The 23314-nt window shown below is 73.6% G+C and carries 32 protein-coding genes and 2 pseudogenes; 20 read left to right on the top strand and 14 right to left on the bottom strand.

What is annotated here, in order from left to right; genetic code table 11:
- Nucleotides 1–5: 5 nt before the first annotated feature.
- The 5 genes from ACFYO8_RS27165 (at nucleotide 6) to ACFYO8_RS27145 (ending at nucleotide 3600) form a co-directional block, all read left to right on the top strand.
- Nucleotides 6–224 (top strand): hypothetical protein, encoded by a 219-nt coding sequence (locus ACFYO8_RS27165; RefSeq protein WP_354873655.1) that lies wholly within the window; start codon nucleotides 6–8, stop codon nucleotides 222–224.
- A 49-nt stretch (nucleotides 225–273) separates the two neighbouring features.
- Nucleotides 274–1365, top strand: coding sequence for a winged helix DNA-binding domain-containing protein (locus tag ACFYO8_RS27160; protein WP_387257724.1), 1092 nt, complete (start codon nucleotides 274–276; stop codon nucleotides 1363–1365).
- A gap of 15 nt (nucleotides 1366–1380) precedes the next feature.
- Nucleotides 1381–1935: an AAA family ATPase gene (locus ACFYO8_RS27155; protein ID WP_355096863.1), complete on the top strand. Its 555-nt coding sequence runs from the start codon at nucleotides 1381–1383 to the stop codon at nucleotides 1933–1935.
- On the top strand, nucleotides 1932–2702 hold the full coding sequence (locus ACFYO8_RS27150) for a maleylpyruvate isomerase N-terminal domain-containing protein (protein ID WP_355096865.1): 771 nt from the start codon (nucleotides 1932–1934) through the stop codon (nucleotides 2700–2702). Before ACFYO8_RS27155 ends, ACFYO8_RS27150 begins: the two co-directional genes overlap by 4 nt.
- A 130-nt stretch (nucleotides 2703–2832) precedes the next feature.
- Complete coding sequence (locus ACFYO8_RS27145; protein ID WP_354873663.1) at nucleotides 2833–3600, top strand: methyltransferase domain-containing protein; 768 nt, start codon at nucleotides 2833–2835, stop codon at nucleotides 3598–3600.
- On the opposite strand, the gene ACFYO8_RS27140 is transcribed toward ACFYO8_RS27145, so the two are convergent.
- Nucleotides 3601–4527 carry a LysR family transcriptional regulator gene (locus ACFYO8_RS27140; protein ID WP_354873665.1) on the bottom strand — a complete coding sequence of 309 codons (927 nt, stop codon included), beginning with the start codon at nucleotides 4525–4527 and terminating at the stop codon, nucleotides 3601–3603.
- Nucleotides 4528–5158: 631 nt separating this feature from the next.
- On the opposite strand from ACFYO8_RS27140, the gene ACFYO8_RS27135 reads away from it, so the two are divergent.
- Nucleotides 5159–5911, top strand: a complete 753-nt coding sequence (locus ACFYO8_RS27135) for an MFS transporter (protein ID WP_354873667.1) — start codon at nucleotides 5159–5161, stop codon at nucleotides 5909–5911.
- On the opposite strand, the gene ACFYO8_RS27130 is transcribed toward ACFYO8_RS27135, so the two are convergent.
- The 3 genes from ACFYO8_RS27130 to ACFYO8_RS27120 all read right to left on the bottom strand — a co-directional run bounded on the left by ACFYO8_RS27130 (nucleotide 5896) and on the right by ACFYO8_RS27120 (nucleotide 8207).
- Nucleotides 5896–6540, bottom strand: coding sequence for an alpha/beta hydrolase (locus tag ACFYO8_RS27130; protein ID WP_354873669.1), 645 nt, complete (start codon nucleotides 6538–6540; stop codon nucleotides 5896–5898). The two genes, ACFYO8_RS27135 and ACFYO8_RS27130, sit on opposite strands and share 16 nt — an antisense overlap.
- Before the next feature lie 39 nt (nucleotides 6541–6579).
- Nucleotides 6580–7419, bottom strand: coding sequence for a DUF1152 domain-containing protein (locus ACFYO8_RS27125; protein ID WP_354873671.1), 840 nt, complete (start codon nucleotides 7417–7419; stop codon nucleotides 6580–6582).
- 206 nt (nucleotides 7420–7625) lie between these two features.
- Complete coding sequence (locus ACFYO8_RS27120; RefSeq protein ID WP_354873673.1) at nucleotides 7626–8207, bottom strand: hypothetical protein; 582 nt, start codon at nucleotides 8205–8207, stop codon at nucleotides 7626–7628.
- Between the two features lie 62 nt (nucleotides 8208–8269).
- Here ACFYO8_RS27120 and ACFYO8_RS27115 point away from each other — a divergent pair, with 62 nt between their 5' ends.
- Nucleotides 8270–8926, top strand: coding sequence for an HAD family hydrolase (locus ACFYO8_RS27115; protein ID WP_354873675.1), 657 nt, complete (start codon nucleotides 8270–8272; stop codon nucleotides 8924–8926).
- Here the strand turns inward: ACFYO8_RS27115 and ACFYO8_RS27110 are convergent, their stop codons facing one another.
- Nucleotides 8927–9529: an NAD(P)H-binding protein gene (locus ACFYO8_RS27110; RefSeq protein ID WP_354873677.1), complete on the bottom strand. Its 603-nt coding sequence runs from the start codon at nucleotides 9527–9529 to the stop codon at nucleotides 8927–8929.
- Here ACFYO8_RS27110 and ACFYO8_RS27105 point away from each other — a divergent pair.
- The 3 genes from ACFYO8_RS27105 to ACFYO8_RS27095 are packed head-to-tail and all read left to right on the top strand — an operon-like array spanning nucleotide 9510 to nucleotide 10875.
- Nucleotides 9510–9743: a helix-turn-helix domain-containing protein gene (locus ACFYO8_RS27105; RefSeq protein ID WP_354873679.1), complete on the top strand. Its 234-nt coding sequence runs from the start codon at nucleotides 9510–9512 to the stop codon at nucleotides 9741–9743. The two genes, ACFYO8_RS27110 and ACFYO8_RS27105, sit on opposite strands and share 20 nt — an antisense overlap.
- A gap of 53 nt (nucleotides 9744–9796) precedes the next feature.
- Complete coding sequence (locus tag ACFYO8_RS27100) at nucleotides 9797–10240, top strand: diguanylate cyclase (RefSeq protein WP_354873681.1); 444 nt, start codon at nucleotides 9797–9799, stop codon at nucleotides 10238–10240.
- Nucleotides 10241–10269: 29 nt separating this feature from the next.
- On the top strand, nucleotides 10270–10875 hold the full coding sequence (locus tag ACFYO8_RS27095) for a YdeI/OmpD-associated family protein (protein WP_354873683.1): 606 nt from the start codon (nucleotides 10270–10272) through the stop codon (nucleotides 10873–10875).
- Nucleotides 10876–10920: 45 nt separating this feature from the next.
- On the opposite strand, the gene ACFYO8_RS27090 is transcribed toward ACFYO8_RS27095, so the two are convergent.
- Entirely contained in the window at nucleotides 10921–11796 is an 876-nt protein-coding gene (locus tag ACFYO8_RS27090) for an alpha/beta hydrolase (protein WP_354873685.1), read from the bottom strand.
- Between the two features lie 126 nt (nucleotides 11797–11922).
- Here ACFYO8_RS27090 and ACFYO8_RS27085 point away from each other — a divergent pair, with 126 nt between their 5' ends.
- A complete protein-coding gene (locus ACFYO8_RS27085; RefSeq protein WP_354873687.1) occupies nucleotides 11923–12147 on the top strand; it encodes a hypothetical protein in 225 nt (74 codons plus the stop codon).
- Between the two features lie 14 nt (nucleotides 12148–12161).
- On the opposite strand, the gene ACFYO8_RS27080 is transcribed toward ACFYO8_RS27085, so the two are convergent.
- Nucleotides 12162–12626: a MarR family winged helix-turn-helix transcriptional regulator gene (locus ACFYO8_RS27080; RefSeq protein ID WP_354873689.1), complete on the bottom strand. Its 465-nt coding sequence runs from the start codon at nucleotides 12624–12626 to the stop codon at nucleotides 12162–12164.
- A 112-nt stretch (nucleotides 12627–12738) separates the two neighbouring features.
- Here ACFYO8_RS27080 and ACFYO8_RS27075 point away from each other — a divergent pair, with 112 nt between their 5' ends.
- The 5 genes from ACFYO8_RS27075 to ACFYO8_RS27055 all read left to right on the top strand — a co-directional run bounded on the left by ACFYO8_RS27075 (nucleotide 12739) and on the right by ACFYO8_RS27055 (nucleotide 16408).
- Nucleotides 12739–13515, top strand: a complete 777-nt coding sequence (locus ACFYO8_RS27075; protein WP_354873691.1) for a hypothetical protein — start codon at nucleotides 12739–12741, stop codon at nucleotides 13513–13515.
- A 138-nt stretch (nucleotides 13516–13653) separates the two neighbouring features.
- Nucleotides 13654–14397, top strand: coding sequence for a class I SAM-dependent methyltransferase (locus ACFYO8_RS27070; RefSeq protein ID WP_354873693.1), 744 nt, complete (start codon nucleotides 13654–13656; stop codon nucleotides 14395–14397).
- A gap of 57 nt (nucleotides 14398–14454) precedes the next feature.
- The gene (locus ACFYO8_RS27065; RefSeq protein ID WP_354873695.1) at nucleotides 14455–14952 is read left to right on the top strand and encodes a YcxB family protein; all 498 of its coding nucleotides are present in this window, start codon (nucleotides 14455–14457) and stop codon (nucleotides 14950–14952) included.
- Between the two features lie 41 nt (nucleotides 14953–14993).
- Nucleotides 14994–15314, top strand: coding sequence for a PadR family transcriptional regulator (locus tag ACFYO8_RS27060; protein WP_354873776.1), 321 nt, complete (start codon nucleotides 14994–14996; stop codon nucleotides 15312–15314).
- Nucleotides 15315–15346: 32 nt separating this feature from the next.
- Nucleotides 15347–16408: a hypothetical protein gene (locus ACFYO8_RS27055; RefSeq protein ID WP_354873696.1), complete on the top strand. Its 1062-nt coding sequence runs from the start codon at nucleotides 15347–15349 to the stop codon at nucleotides 16406–16408.
- Nucleotides 16409–16420: 12 nt separating this feature from the next.
- Here the strand turns inward: ACFYO8_RS27055 and ACFYO8_RS27050 are convergent.
- Nucleotides 16421–17822, bottom strand: a pseudogene (locus ACFYO8_RS27050) (alpha/beta hydrolase).
- 162 nt (nucleotides 17823–17984) lie between these two features.
- Here ACFYO8_RS27050 and ACFYO8_RS27045 point away from each other — a divergent pair.
- Genes ACFYO8_RS27045 through ACFYO8_RS27035 form a run of 3 tightly spaced genes read left to right on the top strand, consistent with a single transcriptional unit; the run spans nucleotide 17985 to nucleotide 18974 of the window.
- Nucleotides 17985–18179 carry a DNA-binding protein gene (locus tag ACFYO8_RS27045; RefSeq protein ID WP_354873698.1) on the top strand — a complete coding sequence of 65 codons (195 nt, stop codon included), beginning with the start codon at nucleotides 17985–17987 and terminating at the stop codon, nucleotides 18177–18179.
- A gap of 1 nt (nucleotide 18180) precedes the next feature.
- Nucleotides 18181–18582, top strand: a complete 402-nt coding sequence (locus tag ACFYO8_RS27040) for a VOC family protein (RefSeq protein WP_354873700.1) — start codon at nucleotides 18181–18183, stop codon at nucleotides 18580–18582.
- On the top strand, nucleotides 18579–18974 hold the full coding sequence (locus tag ACFYO8_RS27035; protein WP_354873702.1) for a hypothetical protein: 396 nt from the start codon (nucleotides 18579–18581) through the stop codon (nucleotides 18972–18974). Before ACFYO8_RS27040 ends, ACFYO8_RS27035 begins: the two co-directional genes overlap by 4 nt.
- A 10-nt stretch (nucleotides 18975–18984) precedes the next feature.
- Here ACFYO8_RS27035 and ACFYO8_RS27030 read toward each other — a convergent pair whose 3' ends face one another.
- The 3 genes from ACFYO8_RS27030 to ACFYO8_RS27020 all read right to left on the bottom strand — a co-directional run bounded on the left by ACFYO8_RS27030 (nucleotide 18985) and on the right by ACFYO8_RS27020 (nucleotide 20883).
- Nucleotides 18985–19383: a VOC family protein gene (locus ACFYO8_RS27030; protein ID WP_387257722.1), complete on the bottom strand. Its 399-nt coding sequence runs from the start codon at nucleotides 19381–19383 to the stop codon at nucleotides 18985–18987.
- Nucleotides 19384–19392: 9 nt separating this feature from the next.
- Complete coding sequence (locus ACFYO8_RS27025) at nucleotides 19393–20139, bottom strand: alpha/beta hydrolase (protein ID WP_387257721.1); 747 nt, start codon at nucleotides 20137–20139, stop codon at nucleotides 19393–19395.
- A gap of 225 nt (nucleotides 20140–20364) precedes the next feature.
- Entirely contained in the window at nucleotides 20365–20883 is a 519-nt protein-coding gene (locus tag ACFYO8_RS27020; protein WP_354873708.1) for a helix-turn-helix domain-containing protein, read from the bottom strand.
- 83 nt (nucleotides 20884–20966) lie between these two features.
- Between ACFYO8_RS27020 and ACFYO8_RS27015 the strand changes: the two genes are divergently transcribed.
- Nucleotides 20967–21371 (top strand): nuclear transport factor 2 family protein, encoded by a 405-nt coding sequence (locus ACFYO8_RS27015; RefSeq protein ID WP_354873710.1) that lies wholly within the window; start codon nucleotides 20967–20969, stop codon nucleotides 21369–21371.
- Between the two features lie 36 nt (nucleotides 21372–21407).
- On the opposite strand, the gene ACFYO8_RS27010 is transcribed toward ACFYO8_RS27015, so the two are convergent.
- The 3 genes and pseudogenes from ACFYO8_RS27010 to ACFYO8_RS27000 all read right to left on the bottom strand — a co-directional run bounded on the left by ACFYO8_RS27010 (nucleotide 21408) and on the right by ACFYO8_RS27000 (nucleotide 23314).
- Nucleotides 21408–21683: a hypothetical protein gene (locus ACFYO8_RS27010; RefSeq protein WP_354873712.1), complete on the bottom strand. Its 276-nt coding sequence runs from the start codon at nucleotides 21681–21683 to the stop codon at nucleotides 21408–21410.
- A gap of 148 nt (nucleotides 21684–21831) precedes the next feature.
- The gene (locus tag ACFYO8_RS27005) at nucleotides 21832–22200 is read right to left on the bottom strand and encodes a YciI family protein (protein WP_354873714.1); all 369 of its coding nucleotides are present in this window, start codon (nucleotides 22198–22200) and stop codon (nucleotides 21832–21834) included.
- Nucleotides 22201–22445: 245 nt separating this feature from the next.
- Nucleotides 22446–23314: pseudogene (locus ACFYO8_RS27000) on the bottom strand (PhzF family phenazine biosynthesis protein).

Raw genomic sequence — 23314 nt, 5'->3', positions numbered from 1 at the left:
CGTCCATGGTGGATTCACGGGGCAAGTCAGTCGGTCGTTACCTCATGCGTCTGGTCGGCGGCGTGGCCGTCATCCTGGGCCTGCTCGGCATCTTCGGCACGCTCGCCGAGGGCAACCTGGTCGGGATCGTGCTCAGCCTCGTGTTCATCGGAGGCGGGGTGTTCCTGCTCAAGCGCTCCGGCCCCGACCGGCGGACGGACGCGGCGCCGCGCGCCGTCCGCTGACACACCGCGCCGCGCCGAAATCGTCAGTGCCGCCGCTTACGCTGTGTCGGTGGTCGACAGTCGTCAGGTGGTGAACTTCCGGGTCCGGGCTCAGCAGCTCGATCGGGCGCAGGGCACGCTCGCCGACACCGCGGTGCTCGACATCGGCGTTCAGGACACCGGCCCCGACGGGGGCCGGTGGGCGCTCGCGACGCGCGGTGTCGACGTGACCCCGCTGTCCGGAGACGATCTGGTCCTGCTCTGGACCGTACGCGGCGCCCCGCACCTCTACCGCCGCGCCGACGTGGGCGCGGTGGCCGCCGCGGTCGAGCCGTTCTCCGACGCCGACGCGGGCAAGCGCATCTACGACGCGGCGAAGCCGTTGAAGGCGGCGGGCATCGGCATCGTCGCCGCGCTCGACGAGGTGGCCGCGCGGATGCGGGAGATCGTCGGCAGGCCGACGGTCAAGGGCGAGGTCTCCGGGCGGCTCGCCGAGGTGATGCCGGAGCCCTACCTGCGGTTCTGCCGGCCGTGCAACGCGACCCACCTCTACGAGATGCCGTTCCGGCTGGCCGCCGTGCGCGCCGGCCTGGAGTTGCGGCTGGACACGTCACCGCCGGTCCTGGAACGCATCCGCGGCTTCCGTCCCGCCGCCACGCCCGGCGACCGGTTCGAGCTCATCGGCGCCTACCTGCGGCTGCTCGGCCCGGCCACCCCGAAGCACGTGGCCGACTATCTCGACGCCCCGGTCAAGGAGGTCAAGGCCCGCTGGCCGGGCGACGCCGTCGAGGTGAGCGTAGACGGCGAGACGCGCTGGATCCTGGCCGCCGACGAGGAGGCGCTGACGTCGGCCGAGACGACGACGACGCGCCTGCTCGGCCCGTTCGACCTGTTCCTCCAGGCGAGGGACCGGGCGACGCTGGCGCCGGACCCGGCTCGTGCGAAGGAGCTGTGGCCGGTGCTGGGCCGCCCCGGCGCCGTGCTGGCCGACGGTGAGCTTGTCGGCACCTGGCGGCCGCGCAAGTCGGGCCGGTCGTTCACCGTCGCCGTTCAGCAGTGGCGCAAGCTCACCGGCGGCACACGCGACGCGGTGGTCGCGGAGGCCGAGCGCCTCGCCGCGTACCGGGGCGTGCCGCTGGCCGGCGTCGACTTCGCCGCGTGATGGCATCATGATCGCGTGATCATCTGGCTCAACGGTGCTTTCGGCGTCGGCAAGACGACCACCGCGCGGCTGCTCACGAGCGCGCTGCCGGACGCGCGGCTGTTCGACCCGGAGTTCCTCGGCACGATGCTCACCGCGTTCGTCACCTCCCCCACCGGCGACTTCCAGGACCTGCCACTGTGGCGTCACCTCGTCGTGCAGACGGTCACCGGGTTGGACCGGCACCACGCGGGCGTCTGGATCGTGCCGATGAGCCTGCTCGACCCGGCGTACCGCGCGGAGATCCTCGGTGGCATCCGCGCCGCGGGGGTCGACCTCCGCGAGGTGGTGCTCACCCTGCCCGAGGACCGGTTGCGGGCCCGGATCGACGCCGACCAGGTCGAGGTCGGCGCGCGCGCCTGGCGGCACGACCACGTCGCCCGGGCGCTCGCCACGTTCGCATCAGTGACCGACGCCCGTCTGATCGACGCCACCGCACCGCCCGAGCAGGTGGCCGACGCCGTCGCCGCGCACGTACGCGGCGAAACTCGCTGTCGGGCCGCCACGCACACTGGTAGACAGCCGGGGTGACCGAACCCCTGACGTTTTCCGACCGGCTGCGGCTGATCGACGACCGGGCGGCCGCGTTCCGGGAAGCGGTCGCCGCCGCGCCGGACCTCGACGCCCCGGTGCCGACCTGCCCCGAGTGGACGCTGTTCGACCTGGCCCGGCACATCGGTGAGGGACGCCGCTCGTGGGCGGCCACCGTCACGGCCGGTCCCGAGGCGTCCGGACGGGCCGCGCCGGACGGGCCGGGCGCGCCCCGGGAGCGGGCCGCGCTGCGGGACTGGCTGGCCGAGTCCACCGAGCGGCTGCTGGTCGCGCTGCGCGACGCCGGACCCGATCGTGGCTGCTGGACGTGGTGGGACACGTCGCAGTCGCCGCAGAACTGCGGCGCCGTCGCCCGGCACCAGCTCCAGGAGATCGCGGTGCACACCTACGACGCGCAGCTCACCGTGGGCGCGCCGCAGCCGGTGCCGGTCGAGGTGGCCCTCGACGGCGTGGAGGACTTCCTGTTCACCTGCTGCGCGACCACGGTGCCGTGGCCGTACGAGCCCGCCGTCCTCGACTACCACGTCACCGAGGGCGGATCCTGGCGCGTGCGGCTCTCCCCCGACGGCGTACGGGTCACCCGCCTGCTCGCGGGAGCCGATGCGGGCCCGGCCGACACCGCCGCCAGTTCCAGCGCCGGTGATCTGGTCCTGGCCTTCTACGGCCGGATACCGCTGGACGCGCTCACCATCGAGGGCGACCGGCGCGTGCTCGACCGGATCGCGGCGTGGGACCCGGACGCGTAGCCCGCCCACGTCACCGGTGGGCGAACTGGACGCCACCGTGTCGTAGGAGGTGCGGGTGTCGTCCAGCCAGCCGCGCTCGGTCACGCACGATAGCCGGGCGCGAGCGGACGATCGTGGGAGGATGGCCGGCATGCCGGGTCGTGCGTTGAGCTTCGGAGCGGCCGCGCAGGCGTACGAGCGTTTCCGCCCCGGCTATCCCGAGGAACTGGCCGACCTGGTGCTGGCGTACGCGGACCGTCCCGTCCGGACCGCCGTGGAGATCGGGGCCGGGACCGGCAAGGCCACCCGCCTGTTCGCCCGGCGCGGCATCACGGTCACCGCCACCGACCCGGACCCCGCGATGCTCGCCGAGCTGCGCCGGCACGTCCCGGCCGAGGTGCGGGTCCGGCAGGCAGCGTTCGAGCAGTTGCGCGCCGACGAGCTCCACGACCTGGTGTACGCGGCGGCGGCGCTGCACTGGACGGACCCGGACCGGCGGTGGGAGCGGATCGCCGGGCTGCTCACGCCCGGCGGCGTGTTCGCCTCGTTCGGCGGCCCGCTGCGGCTGGCCGACCCGGCGCTGCGCGACGCGGTGGCCGCGGCCCGGTCCGAGTTCCTCGCCGACGACGAGATCCCGTCGCCGGACGGGACGTCACCGGAGGCCGGGATGCAGTGGCCCGGCACCGAGCTGCGCGCGTCCGAGTGGTTCGCCGACGTACGCCAGTCGGAGATCGAGCGACGGATCACCATGAGCGCCGACGACTACGTCGGTCTCCTGTCGACCGTCTCGGCCTATCTCGAACTGCCACCACCGGTGCGCGAGCAGGTGCTCCGCCGCGTCCGCGACGTGCTGCCCGGCACGGTCGAGGTCACCGCCGACGTCACGGTCCACCTGGCGCGGCGGACGTCGCGGCCCTGATCACGCGGCCCACGAGGGCCGCCAGACCGGCCCGGTCAGCGGCGGCAGGCCCGCGAAGTGGCGGATCACCGGTCGCAGCCCCGGGTGCGGGCCGGTCCGGGGCAGCATCAGGTTGATCGGGTACGCGAGCACCGGACCCGTGATCGGGATGCGGCGCAGGTCGTGGCCGGCGGGCCAGAGGTAGCGGTCCCGGGCGCCGACGAGCGTCGCCACGTCCGCCGAGTCCGCGAGCGTGTCGAGGAGCACCTCGGTGCCGAAGTTCGGCCCGGTCGCGTCCACCCACAGGTCGAAGGCGTCGGCGAGCTGCTCGTAGAACTCGCCCCACTCGCTGCCCGGCACGATGCCCGGCACCCGCAGCCGGTGTCCGCGCAGCTGGGACGGCGTGAGCGTGCGCGCGGACGCGAGCGGGTGCCGGGGCCCGGCGAGCAGTTGCAGCGGCGAGTCGAACGCGCGGACCATCCGTACCTCGGGCGGCAGCGCGGCCAGGTCGGTGACGGTGCGGAACGCGGCGTCCACGTCGCCGGCCCGGACCGCGGCGGCGACCTGCCGGGGGTCGTCGACCCGCAGCGTCACCACGTCCAGGTCCACGCCCGGGTGGGAGCGCCAGTAGTCGTGCAGGAGGACGGCCTGCGCGCTGCGGAGGCCGAGCACGTCGATGCGCGGCGCCCGCGCGCCGGGCCGGACCGCGGCGACCGCGCGGTCCGCGCCGGCCACGACGCCCCGGGCGTGCGGGAGGAACGCCAGGCCGTCGCCTGTCAGCTCGCCCCCCCGGGGTGTACGGGTGAACAGGCGCACGCCCAGCTCCCGCTCCAGCGCGGCGATCCGCTTCGACACGGCCTGCTGGGTGACGCCCAGCTCGTCGGCGGCGTGCCGGAACTGCCCGAGTTCGGCCGCCCGCACGAACGACCGCACCGCCTCGCTGTCCACCGGCTCACAGTAGGCGGCCCCAGCCGACGGCTGTGGCGCGCCGGGCGGCGGTTGTTTGCTGCGGCGCCAGCGCGGCCGGTCTGATGCGCGGGGCATCGGTGACGGGGGCGGGGCGTGCGGAGACGGGGATCGGATTTCGGGTGGCTGTGGTCGGCCTACGCGGCGAGCACGTACGGCACCTGGCTGGCGTTCGGCGCGTTTCCGCTGATCGCGGTGCGGGTGCTGGATTCTTCGGCGTTCGCGGTGTCGCTCCTGGAGGCCGCCGGGCTCGCCCTGGCGGCGGTGCTTGCGGTTCCGCTGGGCCCGTGGGTGGCCCACCGGCCCAAGCTGCCGGTGATGATCGCGACGGATCTGGTCCGGTTCGCGGCGCTGGCGAGCGTGCCGGCCGCGTACGCGCTCGGGGTGTTGTCCTACGGCCAACTGCTCGTCGTCGCGGTCGTCTGCGGGACGGCCGGCATCACGTTCACCGCCGCGTCCGGGGCGTACCTGAAGAGCCTGGTCCGTGGTGACGGGCTGCTGGCGGCGAACGGGCGGCTCGAGGCGACGAGCTGGGCCGCGACGGCGGCCGGGCCCCCGCTCGGGCGCGCTCGTCGGGCTGCTCGGCCCGGTCGTCACCATCACCGCCGACGCCGTGAGCCATCTGCTGTCGGCGCTCGCGGTGCGGCGGATTCGCAGCGGCGACACGGCGGCGCCCCGCGTCCCGGCGGGCGGTTCGCGGGCCGCCGACCTGGGCGCGGGCTGGCGGTTCGTGCGCCGCGACCCGGTGCTGTGGCGGCTGTTCCTCAACTCGGTGCTGGTCGGCGGCCTGATCATGGCGACCGCGCCGTTGCTGGCGGTGCTCCTGCTGGGTGAGTACCGGGTGGCGGCCTGGCAGTACGGGCTGGTCTTCGGCGTCTCCGCGCTCGGTGGCGTGCTCGGCGCACGATTGAGCCCACGCCTCGTGCGGCGGTACGGGCGGCGGCGGGTGATGACGGTGGCCGGCTGGCTGCGGTCGATCGTTCCGCTCGGTCTCGCGTTCACCCACCCGGGGACCACCGGACTGCTGACCGTGATCGCCGTCGAGTCGACGCTCATCACGTACATGGGCGTGTTCAACCCGATCTACGCGACCGAGCGCCTGCGCCGGACCCCGCAGGCGCACACCGCGCAGGTCCTGACCGCGTGGAGCGTCACCGGCCGGCTCACCCAGGCCGCGCTGATGACCGTGTGGGGCGTCCTCGCCACTGTCGTCGGCCCACTCGCCGCGATCACCGTGTCCGGGGTGCTGCTGCTCGCCACGCCGCTGCTGCTGCCGACCCGCCGGCACACGCGCGACCCGGAGCCCGCACGCCCGGCCGCTGCGGTCTCCCGAACCCGGCGGCCGGACGGTCAGACCGCCAGGTAGGCGGTCAGCCGGTCGGCGAGCGGACCGGGATGGCTGAGCGTCACCGCGTGACCGCCGTCGATCTCGTCCGGAACCACGCCGAGCCGGTCGGCGGCCACCCGGCGTTGGAAGTCGGCGGGGAAGAACCGGTCGTCGCGGCCGATCAGCACCCTCGTCGGCACGTCCGGCCAGGTGGCCGACGGCCACGGCTCGTCCCACTCCGTGCTGACCTGCTCCCGGGCGTGCGCCGGCGCCTCGGCGACGATCTCGGCCGGCACGCCGTTGTAGAACTGCTGCTCCTCGCTGAGCCCGTCCGGCTCGCGGTAGCCGGTGTTGCCCCACCAGTCCCCCGGCTTCTCACCGGGCCGCGGGATCATCGGGGTGAGCAGGACCAGCAGGCGCACCGGCAGCCGGTCGGCGACCAGCGGTGCGGTGAACGCGCCGTACGAGTGCCCGACCACCACCAGGTCGTCGCGGTCACCGACGGCGTCGATCACCGTCCGGCGGAACTCGGCGAACCCCGCCGAACGGTCCCCGATCGGCAGCTCCGGCACCACTGTGTCGTGGCCCCGGGCGGCCAGCTCGGGGACGACCCGATGCCAGTCCCACGCACTGCCTCCGCCACCGTGGATGAGTACGAACGTCGTCATGCCCGGACCCTCCCACACCGGTACGACATGCCCTGGCCGTCAGTGCGGAAACGCCCGCGGGACCCGGGTGGCCCGCAGCTCGTCGCGGAACGCCTCGATCCGGGTGACGACCTGGCGCCGCCCGATCGTGTTCTCGATCCGGTCGAGGTAGAGGCAGCGGGCGGCGAGCCGGGGCAGGTCGACGGAGAAGTAGATCGCCATGAGGGGGTTGACGAACAGGTCGCCGTGGCCGGTGCGCCGGCTGAATCGTACGTCTCCGCACGCGCCGCCGGTGGCGGCGGCGATCTGCCCCTGGACGATGCTCGGCCGGTGCGGGGTGGCGGCCTGGGCCTGCGCGACCGCCTCGCGGTAGAGCACCGCCTCGCGGCTGGAGCCCGGAATGGACAGCGCGCCGAGGTAGCCGCCCTCCCGGTCGAGCGCGGCCAGGTTCTCCAGCACCTCGACGTGGTTGACACCGTCGTGCGCGTCGATGCCGAACCCGAGGCTGCTCACCAACCGGACCGGCACGTCCAGCCCGGCCACGGCGGCCAGGCTGGTGATGTCCTCCACCGGGGTGCCCAGGCCGCTCTCGTCGCCGCGCAACAGGATGTCGGTGCCGCCGTCGACGAGCACGATCGCGTCGAGGTCGAGCCGGTCGACCAGGTGCCGGTACGCCTCGCGCAGCGGCTGCACGCCCAGCGGCGGAAAGGCGTACACGGTCGACGGCAGGTCGCGGCCGGCCAGCCAGCGGGCCAGGTGCGCCTCCGGGAAGTACCAGTCAGGGCTGAGGGTGTCCGGCCGGATCGCCGCGACGTGCTCGTCCACCCACACCTGCCGGTCGAGCATTTCCAGCTCGGAGAAGGAGAGGCTGGCCAGGTCACCCGCTTGCCGGCCTGCCACAGCGCCAGCGCCAGCGGCAGGCCGGCGTACACGTCGAAGCCGCCACCGGCGCCGGCGATCAGGACGTCACGTGCCGGGGCCAGGGCGGCGAACAACGGCGGAACGGCCAAGGTGTACGCGGCGGCGTCGGTCACCAGACGATGATCTCCGGTCACCTGGCGGGCCGCTGCCCCGAGGCGGCCCGGCCGAGGCACGGGCGCGCTCGTTCAGACCGCGCGGCCGAACGTCACCGCCTCCCGGACGAGCCGTGGCGCCTTCTCCGCCAGTTGCGCGTCCGGCCGCGCGCCGAGCGCGTCGTTGACAGTGGAGAAGGCCAGCCGGAACGCGATCAGCGTGGTCGCCTCGAAGATCTCCCGGTCGCTCAGGCCGGCGTCGCGCAGGCGTCGCGCGTCGGCGTCGGTGGTGGCGTTCGGGTCCGTCACGACCCGGCGGGCCCAGTCGGCCAGCGCCGTCTCCCGCGCGGACAGGTCCGCCTCGTCGCCGCGCAGCACCCCGGCGGCGGTCGCCTCGTCGCTCATCCCGGCCAGCCGCACGCCCCAGGCCAGCGCGCAGTACGAGTCACCGCGGGCGGCGGCGGTGGCGGCGACCAGCACGGCCACCTCCCGCGAGGACAACGTGGACTCGGACAGCAACTCGGTGCGCGTGTTCTGGAACGACATCAGCACGTCCGGACGCCAGCACCAGACGAGGGTGAGGTTGTTGACGTAGCCGTCCGCGGCGAGGTCGTCCTCGTACGCGGCTTTCGCCGCCGGACTCTGCGGCGGTTCGGGGAGGAAGGCGGAATTCATGCGGGCAGTCTGCGCCACCCGGGCCGCCCCCACAGGCTGATCAACGACAGTACGATCCGCGGATGATCCGGGCGGTGTTCTTCGACGTGGGCGGGACGATCCTCGACGAGACGCGCGAGTTCGCGACCTGGGCGGACTGGCTCGGCGTACCGAGGCACACGTTCTCCGCGGTCTTCGGCGCGGTGATCGCCCGCGGGCTGGACTACCAGGAGGTGTTCCGGGCCTTCCGGCCCGACTTCGACCTCACCGCCGAACTCGCCCGCCGGGTCGCGGCCGGCGACCCGGAGTCGTTCGGCGACGAGGATCTCTACCCGGACGCGCGGGCCTGCCTGGCGGCCCTGCGGGAGCAGGGACTGCGCGTCGGCCTGGCCGGCAACCAGCCGGAGCACGCCGAGGCGACGCTGCGGGCGCTGGACCTGGCGGTCGACGTGATCGGCACATCGGCGGCATGGGGCGTGGCGAAACCGGCGCCGGAGTTCTTCGACCGGGTCGTCCGCGAGGGCGGCGGCGACGCGTCGGCGATCCTGTACGTCGGTGACCGGCCGGACAACGACGCCGCCCCGGCGATGGCCGCCGGCATGACCGCGTGCCTGATCCGGCGCGGACCGTGGGGCCACATCCTCGACATGCCGGACGTGGCCGACCGGTGCCTGTTCCGCATCGACTCACTGAACGAGCTGCCGGACCTGGTCGCGCGGCACAACGCGGCGGACGGCTAGCTAGCCGAACACGGAGACCCGGGTGCGGTGGTGGCGCGGCGGCTCGATCTCGTCGACCACCGCGACCGCCAGATCGGCGTACGACAGGTGCGCCGACGCCGGGGCCTGCTCGCCGCCGAGTCGGTAACGGCCGGTGCGAGCGCCGTCCACGTCGAGCGCGGCGGGCGGGGTGAGCACCAGCCAGTCGACTGTGGTGTCCGCCGCGCGGAGCCGGTCCAGGCCGGCGGCGTGGCTGAGCGCGAACGGCCGCAACTCGGCGGGCAGGACGGCCGGGTCGTCGTAGAGGGGCCGGCCGTGCGCGTCGGTGAGCGTGGCGAACAGGCCGACCGCCACGAGCCGCGGCACACCTGAGCGGGCCAGGCCGTGCAGCAGCGCGTCGGCCGAGCGGACGAAGAACTCCGGATCGAGGCCGGCGGCGGCGAGCGCCTCCGGACCGGAGGCCGGGCTGACCGCGTGGACGACGGCGTCGTGCCCGTACCCGATGGAGGCGACCGTCTCCGGGTCGGTGATGTCGCCGCGTACCGCGGAGGTGAGGTCGGGGTGGCGGGCGAGGTCGCGGACCCGCCGGTTCACCGAGCTGCGGGTGCCGCTGCGCACGATCACGCCGAAGGTGCTGGCCGAGACGTTGCGGGCGATGGAACGCGACGGGCTGCTCACGCGGAGCGCCTACGACGAGAACCCGCCGCGCGTGGAGTACGCGCTGACGCCGCTGGGCCGCAGCCTGCTGACGCTCGTCGCGGCCGCCCGCTCGTGGAGCGAGCGGCACCTGGACGAGTTGCTGGCGGCCCGCCGGGCGCACGATTCGCGGACGTCGTGACCGCACCGGCCGGCACCGGGCGCGGCGGCCTGCGAAGGTTCATCGCGAACGTGATGACGAACGTACTCGCGAACCTCATCGCGGCGGCGATCATCTACGTGCTCGCCGCGGCCGCCGGGCTGCTCCCGCGCGACCCCGCGCTGATCCTCGCGGCGTTGTTCCTCGTCGGCTTCGCCGCAGCCATGGTGCTGCTCTTCCTCATCACCACGAACGCCTTCGCCGGCAAGGAGGACATCCTCGGCGGCTGGATGGCGATCACCCTCGGTGCGCCGATCCTCACCTCGGCCGTCACGTACGCGTTCCGGGAGCGCGATCCGGCGGCGGGGATCGCGGGCGGACTGATCGGCGCAGGGCTCGCCGGCGCAGGCGTGGCGATGCTGGTCGCCGGACGGCGGCTGCGACGGGCGGCCGACCTGCCGCCCGACGGCGACCAGCCGGCGGCCGAGCCGTCGACCGACGGCGAGCAGCGGGCGGCCGGGCGGCGCGCCCGGTCTTGACGTCGTACCCCTGGCATAGCCTTCCGGCCATGGCGAGCGAGGAGTTGGACGAGCTGATCGTGCCCGACGCGGACGCGCTGCGCGCCTGGCTGTCCGCCAACCACGGCACGTCGCCCGGTGTCTGGCTGGCGCTGGGCCGCAAGGGCGGCACGATCACCACGCTGACCTGGCAGCAGGCGGTCGACGAGGCGCTGTGCTTCGGCTGGATCGACGGGCAGGCCCGCAAGCGCGACCACGAGAGCTCCTGGATCCGCTACACCCCGCGCCGGGCGCGCAGCGCCTGGTCGCAGCGCAACGTCGCGCACGTGGCCCGGCTGGAGTCGGAGGGGCGGATGACGCCCGCGGGCCGGGCCGCGGTGGAGGCCGCGAAGGCGGACGGCCGGTGGGCGGCGGCCTACGCACCGCCGTCGGAGGCCGAGGTGCCCGCCGACCTGCTCGCCGCCATCGCCGTCGAGCCCGCCGCCCAGGCCATGTTCGACGTGCTCACCAGCGCCAACAGGTTCGCGCTCATCCACCGGCTCAACGCGGTCAAGCGCGCGGAGACCCGGCAGCGCAAGATCGGGGAGTTCGTCGCCATGCTGGCCCGCCACGAGACGATCCACCCGCAGAAGGCGAAGCCGCCGGCCGCTCCGTGAGTTCAGCTCCGGTCGACCGGGCGTGTGGTCGTACAGCATCCCGGCTCACGAGTGGTCCCGGACGAACGCGCGCATGAGCGCGGCACACTCGGCCGCGTGGGTCTCCAGCAGCAGGTGGCCGCCGTCGTAGATGTGCGCGTCCATCCGGTCGAGCGCGCGGTGGTACGCGAGGACCTCGTCCACGTCGAAGTAGGCGTCGTGCCGGCCCCACAGCACGAGCGCCGGCGGCTGGCAGGCGCTGTGGTACGCGGCGATCTCGCCGAACCGGGCGACATGGTTCGCGTAGTCGGTGAACAGCGCGAACTGCGCCTCGACGTTGCCGGGCCGGGTCATCCGCTCCCAGTCCAGGTGCCACGCCTCGGGCGCCTGCAACGGGCGTACGTGGCCGGGCAGCCCGGCGAGGTACTGGTCCCGGGTGCCGGCGAAGGTCAGCCAGTCCGGCAGCGCGGCGCGGGTGTCGTCGCCCGGGTCGGCCCAGTACGCCCGCGCGGTGTCCCACTGCGCGCCGAGCCCGTCGGCGTGCGCGTTGCCGCTCTGCACGACGAGGCCGCGGATCCTTTGCGGGGCGCGGGTGGCCAGGTGGTATCCGACCGGCGCGCCGAAGTCGTGCAGGTAGACGAAGAAGCGGTCCACGCCAAGCCGGCCGAGGAGCCGCTCGACCGTCCACGACAGGTTCTCGAACGTGTAGTCGTACTCGGCGACTGTCGGCGACGAGGACATGCCGAAGCCGGGCAGGTCGGGCGCGAGCACGTACGCGATATCGGCCAGCGCGGGCATGACCTCGCGGAACGTGTGCGACGAGCTGGGAAATCCGTGCAGCAGCAGCACCGCCGGGTCGCCGGGGCGTCCGGCCTCGCGGAGGAACACCTCCAGGCCGTCGACGTCGGCGTGCCGGTGGCGGATCTTCTGACTGGCGCGCATCACCTCATCCTGAAGGCCCGGGTACGGCCGTACGGCCGATTCGCCGCGGCACGGGCCACGACCGGCGGATGAGCAGGGTGAGCCGGGCGTACGCTCGAACGAGCCGACGGCAGGAGGTGGCCCGCGATGATCCCGGTGCTGATCCTGTTCGGGGTTCTCCTCGGGCGCTGGTGGCGGTCGTCGCTCGTCGCCGCCGCGCTGGCCTGGCCGGCCCTGCTGGTCGCGACCGACGTGATGGACGTCGGCACCGGACTGCTCGGCGCGGCGGTGCTCGCCGTCGTCAACACCGGCGCCGGCGTGCTGCTCCATCAGGGTGCCCGCCTGGCCGTCCGGAGGCTACGGGCCTCCTGAGGCGGGCCGGTCCGCTACCCGGCGCCGCCGGTGTTGTTGATCATCCGCCGGAGCACCTTGAGGGTCGTGACGTAGTCCGCGTCGTCGACGCCCTCGTGGATGCGGGCCCGGATCGCCGGCGCGTGCTGCTTGAGGCGGACCCGGGCGGCCTCCCCCGCTTCCGTGATCCGCAGCCGGCCGTCGGCGTCGCGGCTGAGCCAGCCGCGTTCCAGCAGCACCTCTGCCTCGGCGTCCAGGTCGTCCTCGGCCCGCAGATACGAGGCCATCGCCTGCTGCAGCTCGGTGACGGTCAGCCCGCCGCCGCCGGGCAGGAGGTCGTCCGGGGACAGGTTGCGCAGAAGCCAGAACTGGGGCTGGGTGAAGCCGTGCGCGGCCTGCTGGGCTCGGGTGAAGGCGATCAGTGACTCGTACGCGACGCCCGTCCAGTAGGCGGCGGGCTGGCCCGCGAGTTCGGCGTCGGACAGGTGCGGCGTCGTCATGGTGCTCTACCTCCAGCAGTGGTCGGATGAGCACGACGCTAGGACCTCAACCACGCTTCAGATCAAGCCGCGAGGGGCACCGCGTTCCGGTCGGCCCCGGCATGATGGGGCGATGCGGGTAACGATGGCGACCGACGCGGGACATCCCGGCCGTACCAATGAGGATTTCGCCGGCGCCGTCCCCTGCGGCATGGTCCTGGTCGACGGCGCCGGTGGCATCTCCGGCGCGGGCGAGGTCTGCCACCACGGCATCGCCTGGTACGCGACCCGGCTCGGCGGCGCGCTGCTCGGCGTGCTGTCCGAGGATCGGAGCCTGCGCGACGTGCTGGCCGAGGGCATCGAGCGGGTCACCGACCAGCACCGCGACACCTGCGACGTCACCCACCCGATCAGCCCGTTCGCGGCAGTGGCGATGCTCCGGTTCTCCGGCGGGACCGTCGAGCACCTGGTCCTCGGCGACGCGGTGGCAGTCGTCGGCCGTGCCTGCGGTGAGCCCGTCGTCGCCCACGATCCGCGTGAGGTGGTGATCGCCCGGTCCTTCGAGGAGCGGCTGAAGAACGTGCCCGAGGGCGGCGACGAGTACCGGCGGCTGTTCATGGAGCTGCGGACCCGGCGGAACAGCCCCGGCGGGTTCTGGGTCGCCAAGGACGACCCTCGCGTGGTGGAGGAGGCGGTCACCGGCGAGTGCCCCGCCGACGACGTGACCGGTGCGGCGCTGCTCAGCAACGGCGCGAGCCGTCTCGTCGACACGTTCGGCCTGACCGGCTGGCCGGGGCTGCTGCGCCTGCTGGAGACCGACGGCCCCGCCGAGGTCATCCGCCGGGTGCGCGAGGCCGAGGCACGCGACGGCGTCGCCACCGACGACGCGACGGCCATCTGCCGCACCTGACTGTCGCGGTGACGGTGGACGGGAGGGCCCCTTCGCTCCCGCCCGTGCCGCCACCCTAGGGGCACACCGGGCAGCCCGGCCTCCCCCGCCGCGGCAACCGGGGTGCGCCGGCCGGGCGCCCTCGTGTTGACTGCGGCGATGGACCGTCAACGGCTCAGCAGCATCGCGCACTCGCACCACCCGATCGCGGCCCCGCTCTCCGGCGTCAACGTCAACCGGCTGCTGCGCCGGGCCGGTCGCCGGCCGGCCGCCCGGATCCTCGACCTGGGCTGCGGTGAGGCCGCCTGGGCGTTGCAGGCCCTCGCCCACCACCCGGACGGGCACGCCGACGGCGTGGACCTCAACCCGCACGCGCTGGAGCGCGCCACCGAGGCCGCCGCCGTGCGCGGCCTCGCCGACCGGCTCACGCTGCACGAGCGCGACGCCCGGTCGTACGTGCCGGACGGCGACTACGACCTGGTGCTCTGTGTCGGGTCGACGCACGCGTTCGGCGGGTTCGCCGGGACGCTGGAACTGGCCGGTCGGCACGTGAACGCCGACGGCATCCTGATGGTGGGTGAGGGATTCTGGCAGGTGCCGCCGACGCCGGAGGCGCTGGCGGCGCTGGGCGCGAAGCCCGACGACCACACCGACCTCGCCGGCCTGGTCGCGGCCGCCGAGCAGGCCGGCTGGACCCCGGTGTACGCGCACGTCAGCGACGCCGCCGAGTGGGACGACTACGAGTGGTCGTGGACCGGCTCGCTGACCGAGTGGGCGCTGGACAACCTGGGTCACCCGGATGCCGCCGGCGCGCTGGCCGCCGCCCGGGAGCACCGCGACCAGTGGCTGCGGGGATACCGCGGCGTGCTGGGGTTCGTGACGCTGGTGCTGCGCCGGGTCTGACCGGCGCGCTACGCGGGTCCAGCCCGGGACAGGCGGGCGGGGCACTATCGTTCGGGCGTGCAGATCCGTTTCGCCGTACCGGCCGACCCCGCCTACCCGGCCCGCGTGGCCGCCGCGCTCGCCGCCGCCCGGCTGCGCCGGTTCGGCTACATCGGCGCGGCCCTCGCCGTGGTCGGTGTGATCGGCTTGGTCGCCTCGCAGGCGTCGGAGCGGGGTGACCGGTTCGCGTCGTTGTGGACGACGCTGATCGTGGCCGGGGCACTGTCCATGCTGTACGCGCCCTGGGTGCGGTGGCGGGCCCGGCGCCGCTCCGGCGGCTACGCCGTCGAGGGCGGCTACGACATCGACGACCGCAACATCATGATGCGCAGCGGTTCGGAGTCCGGTGGCATCGCCTGGGACGGCGTCACGCGGGTCACCGAGACCCCGGACTTCTGGATCGTGTACGTCGGACGGATGCCGGCCACTGTGATCCCCCGCTGGCTGATGTCCGCCGAGGACGCCGGGACGCTGCGTGCCTTCATGGCCGAGCGGCAACTGCTCGGCGACCGTTGACCATGTATTGATTAACTGTATATGTTGTTCCAGTGAGCGAGATGCGTGAGGCGACCTTCCTGATCCTGACCGCGCTGGCCGACGAACCGCGCCACGGCTACGGGATCATCCAGGAGGTCGCCGGCCTGTCCGGCGGACGCGTCAACCTGCTGCCGGGCACGCTCTACGCCGCACTGGACCGGCTGGTCGCGCAGGGCCTCGTCGACCTCAGCCACGAAGAGGTGGTCGACGGCCGACTCCGCCGCTACTACCGGCTGCGCACCGACGGCCAAGCCGAGCTGGCACGCCAGACCGAGCGGCTGCGGCAGCTCGCGTCCGCCGCCGAGTCCCGGCTGCGCGCCCTGCGGCCCCGCACCGCCTGACCCCACCGTCGCGGCCTCATAGGGAGACACCCATGCACCGCTGGCTGCTGCTGGCCTACCCCCGTGACTACCGCCGGGCACGCGGAGCCGAGATCCTGGAGACGGTACGGGACGTCGGCCCGGCCCACCGGCGTACCCGGGTGGCCGCGAATCTCGTACGCCATGGTCTGCGCGCCCGGCTGGGACGGCCGGCGAGCCGCACGGTGGTGGCCTGGGCGGCGGTCTTCGCCCTGGTCTGCGGCTTGTTCGCCGGCTCGTTCGGCACCTGGCTCGCCTGGCTCGGTTCCCGCCCGCTCGACCACCGGGACCTCGCCGCCGTGGTCGGCCAGCTCTACCCGGACCGGCAGGCCGGCCACCTCGACCAGGACGACCCGCCCGCCGTGTTCCTCATCTACGGCCACCCGCTGAACGGGGACCTCCTGTCCGAGCTGCTGCTCGGCGACGGCGGCGAGTACGCACTGGCCGAGCTGACCGCGTCGTTCGACCAGGCGCCGGCCGCCGGCCTCACCGAGCTGAGGCAGCGTCTGGACGCCGCCGGGTGGGAGCAGAGCGAGCCCGTCCACTCCGACGCGTACGGCTGCGTTTCCGGCAGTCCGCGATGCGACCCGGCGACCATCCCCTCCGACATCACCGTGTACGCCGAGCGCGGCGATCACATCCTCGCTGTGGAGCTCAACGCCGAGGGCTCGATGAGCCTCATCCTCAGCCGCGCCACCCCCGGCACCGCCTATCCCGCCGGCCTGCTCGCCTTCGTGCTGGGCGCGATCGGCGGCTGGGTGCTGTTCGGCTGGGCCAGCCGCCGCACCGAGGGACGACGGCCGCTGGTGCAGGGGCCGGCGAAGGTCCTGTACGGCGTCGCGATGGTGTTCTGGACCGCGCCGATCCTGCTGGGCGTGCCGCCGATGCTCACGCACCACCTGAACGAGCCGCATCCGCGCTGGCACGTGCCGTGGGAGTGGCTCGGCCAGCCCACCATGTCGCTGCCGTTCCTGCTCGGCGCGGTCCTGCTGCTGCTCGTACTGGGCCTGGCGGCGCTGCCGCACCGGCGCCCGGCGGCCCGTACGCTCGCCGGGGCGCCGGGACCGGCGGCCTAGCGACGCGCCGGGTCAGCTCGCCGGGCAGCGCGCGCCGGGGGCGGGCAACGTCAGGTCGACGAGGTACCGGTCCACCACTGCCTCCGTGCAGGCGCTGGTAGGTGCCGTGGCCCCAGCCCTCGTAGGTGACCAGGCGCCCGTGCCGGCCGAGTTGCCGGGCGACGTTCACCGCCCAGGTGTAGCCGGTGCGGGGATCGTGCCGGGCGTTGAGCAGCAGCAGCGGCGTGCGGGTGTGCACATCCAGCTCGTGCGGCGGGTTGCGGACCGGGGACGGCCAGCCCAGGCAGGTCTGCACGGCCAGCAGGCCGGCGCCGTACCGGACGTCCGGGGCGGCGGCCGCGGCGTCCCGGACCAGGCCGGCGTATTCGGTGTGGTCGCGTACCTGCGCCGACCAGTCCGCGCAGAATGCCGCGACCGAGAGCGGCAAGTTCACCTCCGGTGGCGGCGTGCCGGCGTCCATGTCCCGCACCGTCACCGCGAGTTGCGGCCAGCGCGGGCCGGCGAGCAGGCCGAGTGCCACGGCGGTGACGTCGAAGGCGGTACGGGGGGCGTACTCGCCACGGTCCGCGCGGCCCAGCACCCGCGCCCACACCGACCGTACGTCCCGTTCGTGGAGCACACAGTCGGCCGACCTGTCGCACCAGGACACGAACTCGTCGAACGAGTCCTGCAACGTGGCGGCCTGTGTCCGCACGAAGGACCGCACGTCGAGGCTGTGGTCGAACACGCCCTCCAGCACGACCGCCCGCACGCGGCCGGGGTAGCGCTCGGCGTACTGCTGGCCCAGCAGTGTGCCGTACGAGCTGCCGTGGAAGGACAGCCGCCGCTGGCCCAGCGCCCGCCGCAACGCGTCGAGGTCACGGACGGTGCTGAGCGTGTCGGCGTGGTCGAACACCGGGCTGGTCGGGCGGCACCTGCTCCACAGCGCTCTGTTGTAGGCCACCGCGGCGTCGAAGTCGGCCTGACCGGCCGGCGGGAGTGGCGGCTTGCGCAGCGCCGGATCCGGGGTGCAGGCGGGCGCGGCGCTGCGGGCGACCGTACGCGGGTCGAAGCTGACCAGGTCGAACCGGTCCAGCAACTCGCCGCTGAACCGGTCGCCCTTACGGATGCGTTCCACCCCCGAGTCGCCGGGGCCGCCCGGCCCGAACACCAGCGTGCCCACCCGCCGCTCCGGCGCTCGCGCGAGCCGGCGTGCCACGGCGAGTTCGAACGTCGGGCCGTTCGGCCGGGACCAGTCCACCGGCACGCGGAGCCGGGCGCATCGCACGCGCTCATCCGGCGGGACGTTCGGCAGGTCGTCGGCGCACTCGCCCCAGACGAGCCGCTGCGGCGGACCACCGGCGCGGGCCGCGCCGGGTAGTCCCGCCAGGACGGTGAGCGCGGCCAGGGCGACGGCCACGGTAGGTCGGAACACGGCACCTCCCGGTGTCTGGATGCCTGTCGATTCTTCAGCGGCGTCCCACCCGAGTCCCATACGGAAACGCCCCGATATGCCCGTCGGGCCTTTCCCCCATTCCGTCCCTGACCGCCGAGGGACGGGCAGGCGAGCCGTGCCGTGGCGGTCTAGCATCGGGCGATGACGTCGCCCCTGGACCGCCTGCCGAAGATCAGCGCACCGGCCACGCGGGCGCTGAACGCGGCCGGCTACACCACGCTGCGCCGGCTCGCCGGCGTGCCGCGCGCGGATCTGGCCCGTCTGCACGGCATGGGGCCGAAGGCGCTGGGCATCATCGAGGCCGCCCTCGACGAGCACGACCTGCGGCTGAGCTGACATGGCCAGGAACCAGGTGACCGCGGTGCCGGTCGGGCGGCTCCACCACCTGATCGTCGACTGCCCGGACCCGATGGCCGAGGCACGGTTCTGGAGCGCGGTCCTCGGCGACCCGATCACGTACGCGGACGACGACTTCACAGTCGTGTCGGCGAGTACGGCGACGTCCGGGCTGGCGTTCCAGCGCGCCGCCGGGCTGACGCCGCCGACATGGCCGGATCCGGCGGTGCCGCAGCAGATGCACCTCGACGTGATGGTCGACGACCAGGACGCGGCGGGTACGGCGGTGCTCGCGCTGGGCGCGCGGCGGCTGCCGGGCGACCACGTGTACGCCGATCCGGCGGGCCACCCGTTCTGCCTGATCCGGCGTCCCACCTGGGCGCCGCCGGTGGGGTCCGCGTGACCGGCGGCCGGCACGTGCGCCGGGTCCGTCCCTACCACTGGGGTGCCGTCTACCTCAGGGACGCGGACTGCGAGGAGGAGTTCGACATCGACTTCCACGACGGCGACGGTCCGGTGTTCGCCACCACGCACCATGTCGCCGTGCCGGTCGTCCACGCCGCCATGGCGGACGAGGGAGAGGCCGACGTCACCCTCGACATCCGGGTGACGTCGCAGCGGGTGGCGGGGCATCCGCACGAGGCGACCCTGGACGTCCCCTCCGGGCGGCTCTACGTCGGCGACGCCGACGGCGACGACGAGATCGCGCTCGCGCCGGGCCGCTGGCTGTTGCAGTTCGCCGTGGACGACGCGACGGAGGCGCACCACGTCGAGCTGGTGGTGTCACCGCTCTGACCGACTGCTGCTACGGCGCCTCCTGGTAGGAGATGAACTCCAGCAGGCTTCCGTCCGGGTCGCGGAAGTAGACGCTGGTCCCGGCGCCACCGGCACCGACCCGCCGGACCGGCCCCGTCTCCACCTCGACGTCGTGCCGCCGCAGGTGCGCCACCGCCTCCTCGATCGGTCCCGCCCAGACGAAGCAGACGTCGCTGTTGCCCGGGCGGACGGGAATCCGGGCGACGTTGCCGCCGAGGTCGAGACCGGGCCCGTGCACGCTCAACTGGTTGCCGCCGATCCGGAAGGCGACGCGGTCGCCGCCGACGCCGATCACCTCGGCGCCGACGACGTCGCGATAGAAGCCGGTGGCGGCCCGCCAGTCGGACACGGCGACGACGACGTGGTCCAGTCCGGTCACGGGCGCCATGCCCCCACCCTATGGGCTCGGCGGCGTCCTCAGGTGGCGGACGAAGAACTGGTTCGCGGGCTCCCCCTCGAACTGCGGCACGCCGGTGTGCCCGCCCATGTTGGCGTGCAGCGTCTTCTCCGCCGAGCCGAAGGCGTCGAACAGGTCCAGTGCCATCTGCCGGTCGTTGCCCTCGTCGTCCCATTGCAGCAGGACATGCAGCGGGATGGTGACCCGCCGCGCTTCCTCGACGATGGCGCGCGGCACGAAGCTCCCGGCGAACAGGAGCGCGGCCACGATGCGCGGTTCGACCAGCGCCAGCCGTACGCCGATCGAGATCACCCCGCCGGCGTACCCGACCGGCCCGCCGACCTCGGGCAGTGTGAGGAGGGCGTCCAGCGCGGCCCGACACTCCGGGACCGCCTTGTCGACCAGCGGCAGGACGAGCCGGTCGACGACCTCGTCGGCGACCGGCTCACCGGCCGCCAGCGCGCGGCGCAGGTCGGCGCGGGCCTGCTCGGCGGCGGCGGACGCGGGCCGGTCGCCGCTACCGGGAAGCTCGATGGTGGCGGCCGCGAAGCCCTGCGCGACGCAGCCCTCCGCCCGGGCCACCAGGCGGGGATACATCCGGCGCAGGCCGCCGGGGTGACCGAGCAGGATCAGCGGGGCCGGCGCGGACGTGGATGCGGGCGTCCACAGGATGCCCGGGATCTCGCCGAGGGTGAACTCGCGTTCGCGGACGCCGTCGGCGAGGCGCTGTTCGGAGGTGAAGCGCATGGTCGTGCCTTTCGGGAGTGCGACGGCGCTCCCGGACGACCTATCGCCCGGCCGTGACCCCCGAGGGGAGCACCCATGTCGTTACTGCGGTCACGGGTACCACCTCCCTCGTCCTGCGGCACGGCCACCGGAAAGCTAACAGCGCTCGCCGGGGCCGCCAACCGGTTTTCACGGTTCACCGTGGCGGCCGCGGCCTGCCGGTGCGGAGTGCACTACGCCGGACCGTCAGCCGTGCTCGAATCCGGCGAAGACGACCGCGAGCGTGCGGGCCTGCAGGTGCTCGTCCCATCCACCGTGCAGGGCGCCCTGGCACATGCCGGCGAGCAGCGCCATCACCTCGGGTAGCCGTACCGAGCCGGCGACGGCGCCCGCGGCCTGGGCCTGTTCCAGCAGCCTGCCCACCGCCTCATCCAGGTGGCCTACCGCGTCCGGAAGCCGGATGTCCACACCGGATCCGGCGAGCAGGTCGACAGCGGTCTTCTTCGCGGCGGCCTGCGCCACCGTGTGTCTGAAGAACGCGAAGAGGTCGCGCCTTCCAGCCTCCTCGACGAGCTGTGCGAGCAGTCGCTTCATGAGTGCGACGAGCAGATCCTCCTTGGTGGGGAAATGACGAAAGACCGTGCCGATGGCGACGCCGGCCCTGCGGGCCACCTCCTCGGTGGAGGCGCGTGTGCCGAACTCGGTGAAGACCGCCTCGGCGGCGTCCAGGATGCGTGCCCGGTTGCGCTGCGCGTCGGCGCGCAAGGGCGGACCCTCTACCAAAGTGAGCCTCCACTCATTATTCTCGATCGGAAGTCGAGTCATCACTCATTATCTCGGAGGTCGGCATGACACCACAGGAGATCTTCGACGGCATGTGCGCCCGGTGGCTGGCGAACCTTCCCACCTTCGAGGCGGATTCGCTCGCCGATGACGTGGTGATCGAGACGCCCTTCGCCGCACCCGGCCATCCGACGCGCACCGAGGGAAAACAAACCGTTCTCCAGTTCACGCAAGCGGGCCGGGCGTTGTTCCCGGTGCGATTCGACGACTGCCGCGGCGTGGTCGTACACGAGACCGCCGACCCCGAGGTGATAGTGGTCGAATACGAACTCGTCGGTACGCACACGACGACCGGGGTGACCGCCTCCGCGCCGTTCATCGGAGTGTTGCGCACCCGGGACGGCAAGCTGGCCCACTGGCGCGAATACCAGCACACCCTCGTCATCGCTCAGGCCGCCGGCCAGGCTTGAACCCGCATCACCACGGAGCGCCGCGCACCACCCGGCTCAGTTGGTCGCCGTCGGCGACGGGGCGAACGGCCACGGCTGCGGGCCGAACAGCGCCGTACACGCGGTGAGGAGCCCGCGCTGCGCCTCGGCCATGCGCGCGTCGACCGGGCCGGTGTCCTCGTTCGGGTCGTTCCGGACGAACATGTCTCCGGATTCCTTCGTCACCACCGCCAGTCGCTCGCCGGTCTCCCGGACGCCCGGGTCGGTCGCCCTGCGGGCGCGCAGGGCGATCGGCGAGTTCGAGGTGAAGCGGACGTCCTGCTGCTCGATCACCCGGCCACCATGCTGCACGCCCCGGTCGCGACCTTGTCCGCGGGCGCGGTCGAGCCGGCCTGCGGAGCGGCCGACGACGTCCCAATGGTGGGCGTGGCTGCCGTCCGGGTGCCACGCCCACCCCGTCATCGCGTCGACGTCGGACCCGTCACCGGCCGGCCGCGCGGAGCATCGCCTCCGTCTCGGGGTCGGGCATGATCTCCCGGACCTCCTGGGCGCAGCGGCACGAGACGGCGATCTTGGCGGCCCACTTCAGCGCCTCGTCGCGTGAGGCCACGTCGAGGACCACGAACCCGCCGATGACCTCCTTGGTCTCCGGGAACGGCCCGTCGGTGACCACCCCGTCCGTACCGACGATGCTCGCCTGCTGGCGTTCGAGCCCGGTGCCGTACACGAACACGCCCGCGTTCACGGCCTCCTGGATGACCGCGTGCGCCTCCTTGCCCACCTGAGGCATCTCCTCGGCGGGGATGTGGTCCATCGCGCCGTCGTTGAACGAGATCAGGTACCGCGGCATGCCATGACTCCCTTGTCCGGGCGACCCGGTGCGGCCGCCTCTCACCCGTACTACGAACGAGCCGTCCCGGATCCGACGTCGCCCGGCACCGGATTCAGCGCGCTTCGAGGGGGCAGCAGCTCGCGCGGCGTGTCGGGCGAGAACGGCGGTTCGCCGATCGCCCACAGGCGGAACCCGCGTCGGTGAACGCCTTCGTCATGGCGTGCGACGGCCGGTGCCGGTAGGTGCGCGTGGCCCGCTGCCCGTCACCGCACGCCCTCCTCCGGGATGGGCACGGCGGTGCCGGTCACCGCGATCCCGGCGCCTGGTCCGGCGGGGATGCCGACCGTGAGCAGACTCGGACGGCCCATGTCCTCGCCCTGCCGCACGGTGACCGTCGCGGGCGGCTGCACCAGGCCCAGCTCGCGCAGGTAACCGCCGAACGCCGCGGCCGCCGCCCCGGTCGCGGCGTCCTCGACCACGCCGCCGGGCGGGAACGGGTTGCGCGCGTGGAACACCAGCGGAGACTCCCGGTGCACCAGGTCGATCGTCGTCCAGTCCCGCTCGGCCATCAGCGCGCTCAGCGCCGCCATGTCGTAGTCCAGGTCCGCCAGGCGCTGCCGGGTCGCGGCGGCCACGATCGGATGCCAGGCCCCGGCGTACGCGACACGCGGCGGCAGCGTCGCGTCGAGATCGTCCGGCGCCCAGCGCAACGCGGCGAGCAGCGCCGCCAGGTCGCCGGCGCTCAGGGGTACGGTGCGCGGCGCGACGCTGGTCAGCGTGGCGGTCGTGGTGCCGTCGGCCGGCACGCTCGTGGCGACCTCGACCAGACCGGCGCGCGTGTCCAGGTGCAGCACACCGGGGCCGTGCCGCTCCGCGTAAGCGACAGCCGACGCGATCGTCGCGTGGCCGCAGAACGGCACCTCCGCCTTCGGGCTGAAGTAGCGCACCGTGAACCGCCTGCCCCGCCCCGGCCCTCGCCCGCGGGCACGAGGAACGCCGTCTCGGAGTAACCGACCTGGGCCGCCACCTGCTGCATCTCCGCGTCGCCCGCCCCGGCGGCGTCCAGGACGACACCGGCCGGGTTGCCACCGGCGGGATCGGCGGTGAACGCCGCGTATCGGAGAACGTCCAT

Origin of the sequence: Micromonospora sp. NPDC005257 (assembly GCF_042872445.1) — a bacterium.
Classification (GTDB): domain Bacteria; phylum Actinomycetota; class Actinomycetes; order Mycobacteriales; family Micromonosporaceae; genus Micromonospora.
The sequence above is the reverse complement of the archived record's forward strand: the minus strand, read 5'-3'. Positions and strand labels throughout refer to the sequence as shown.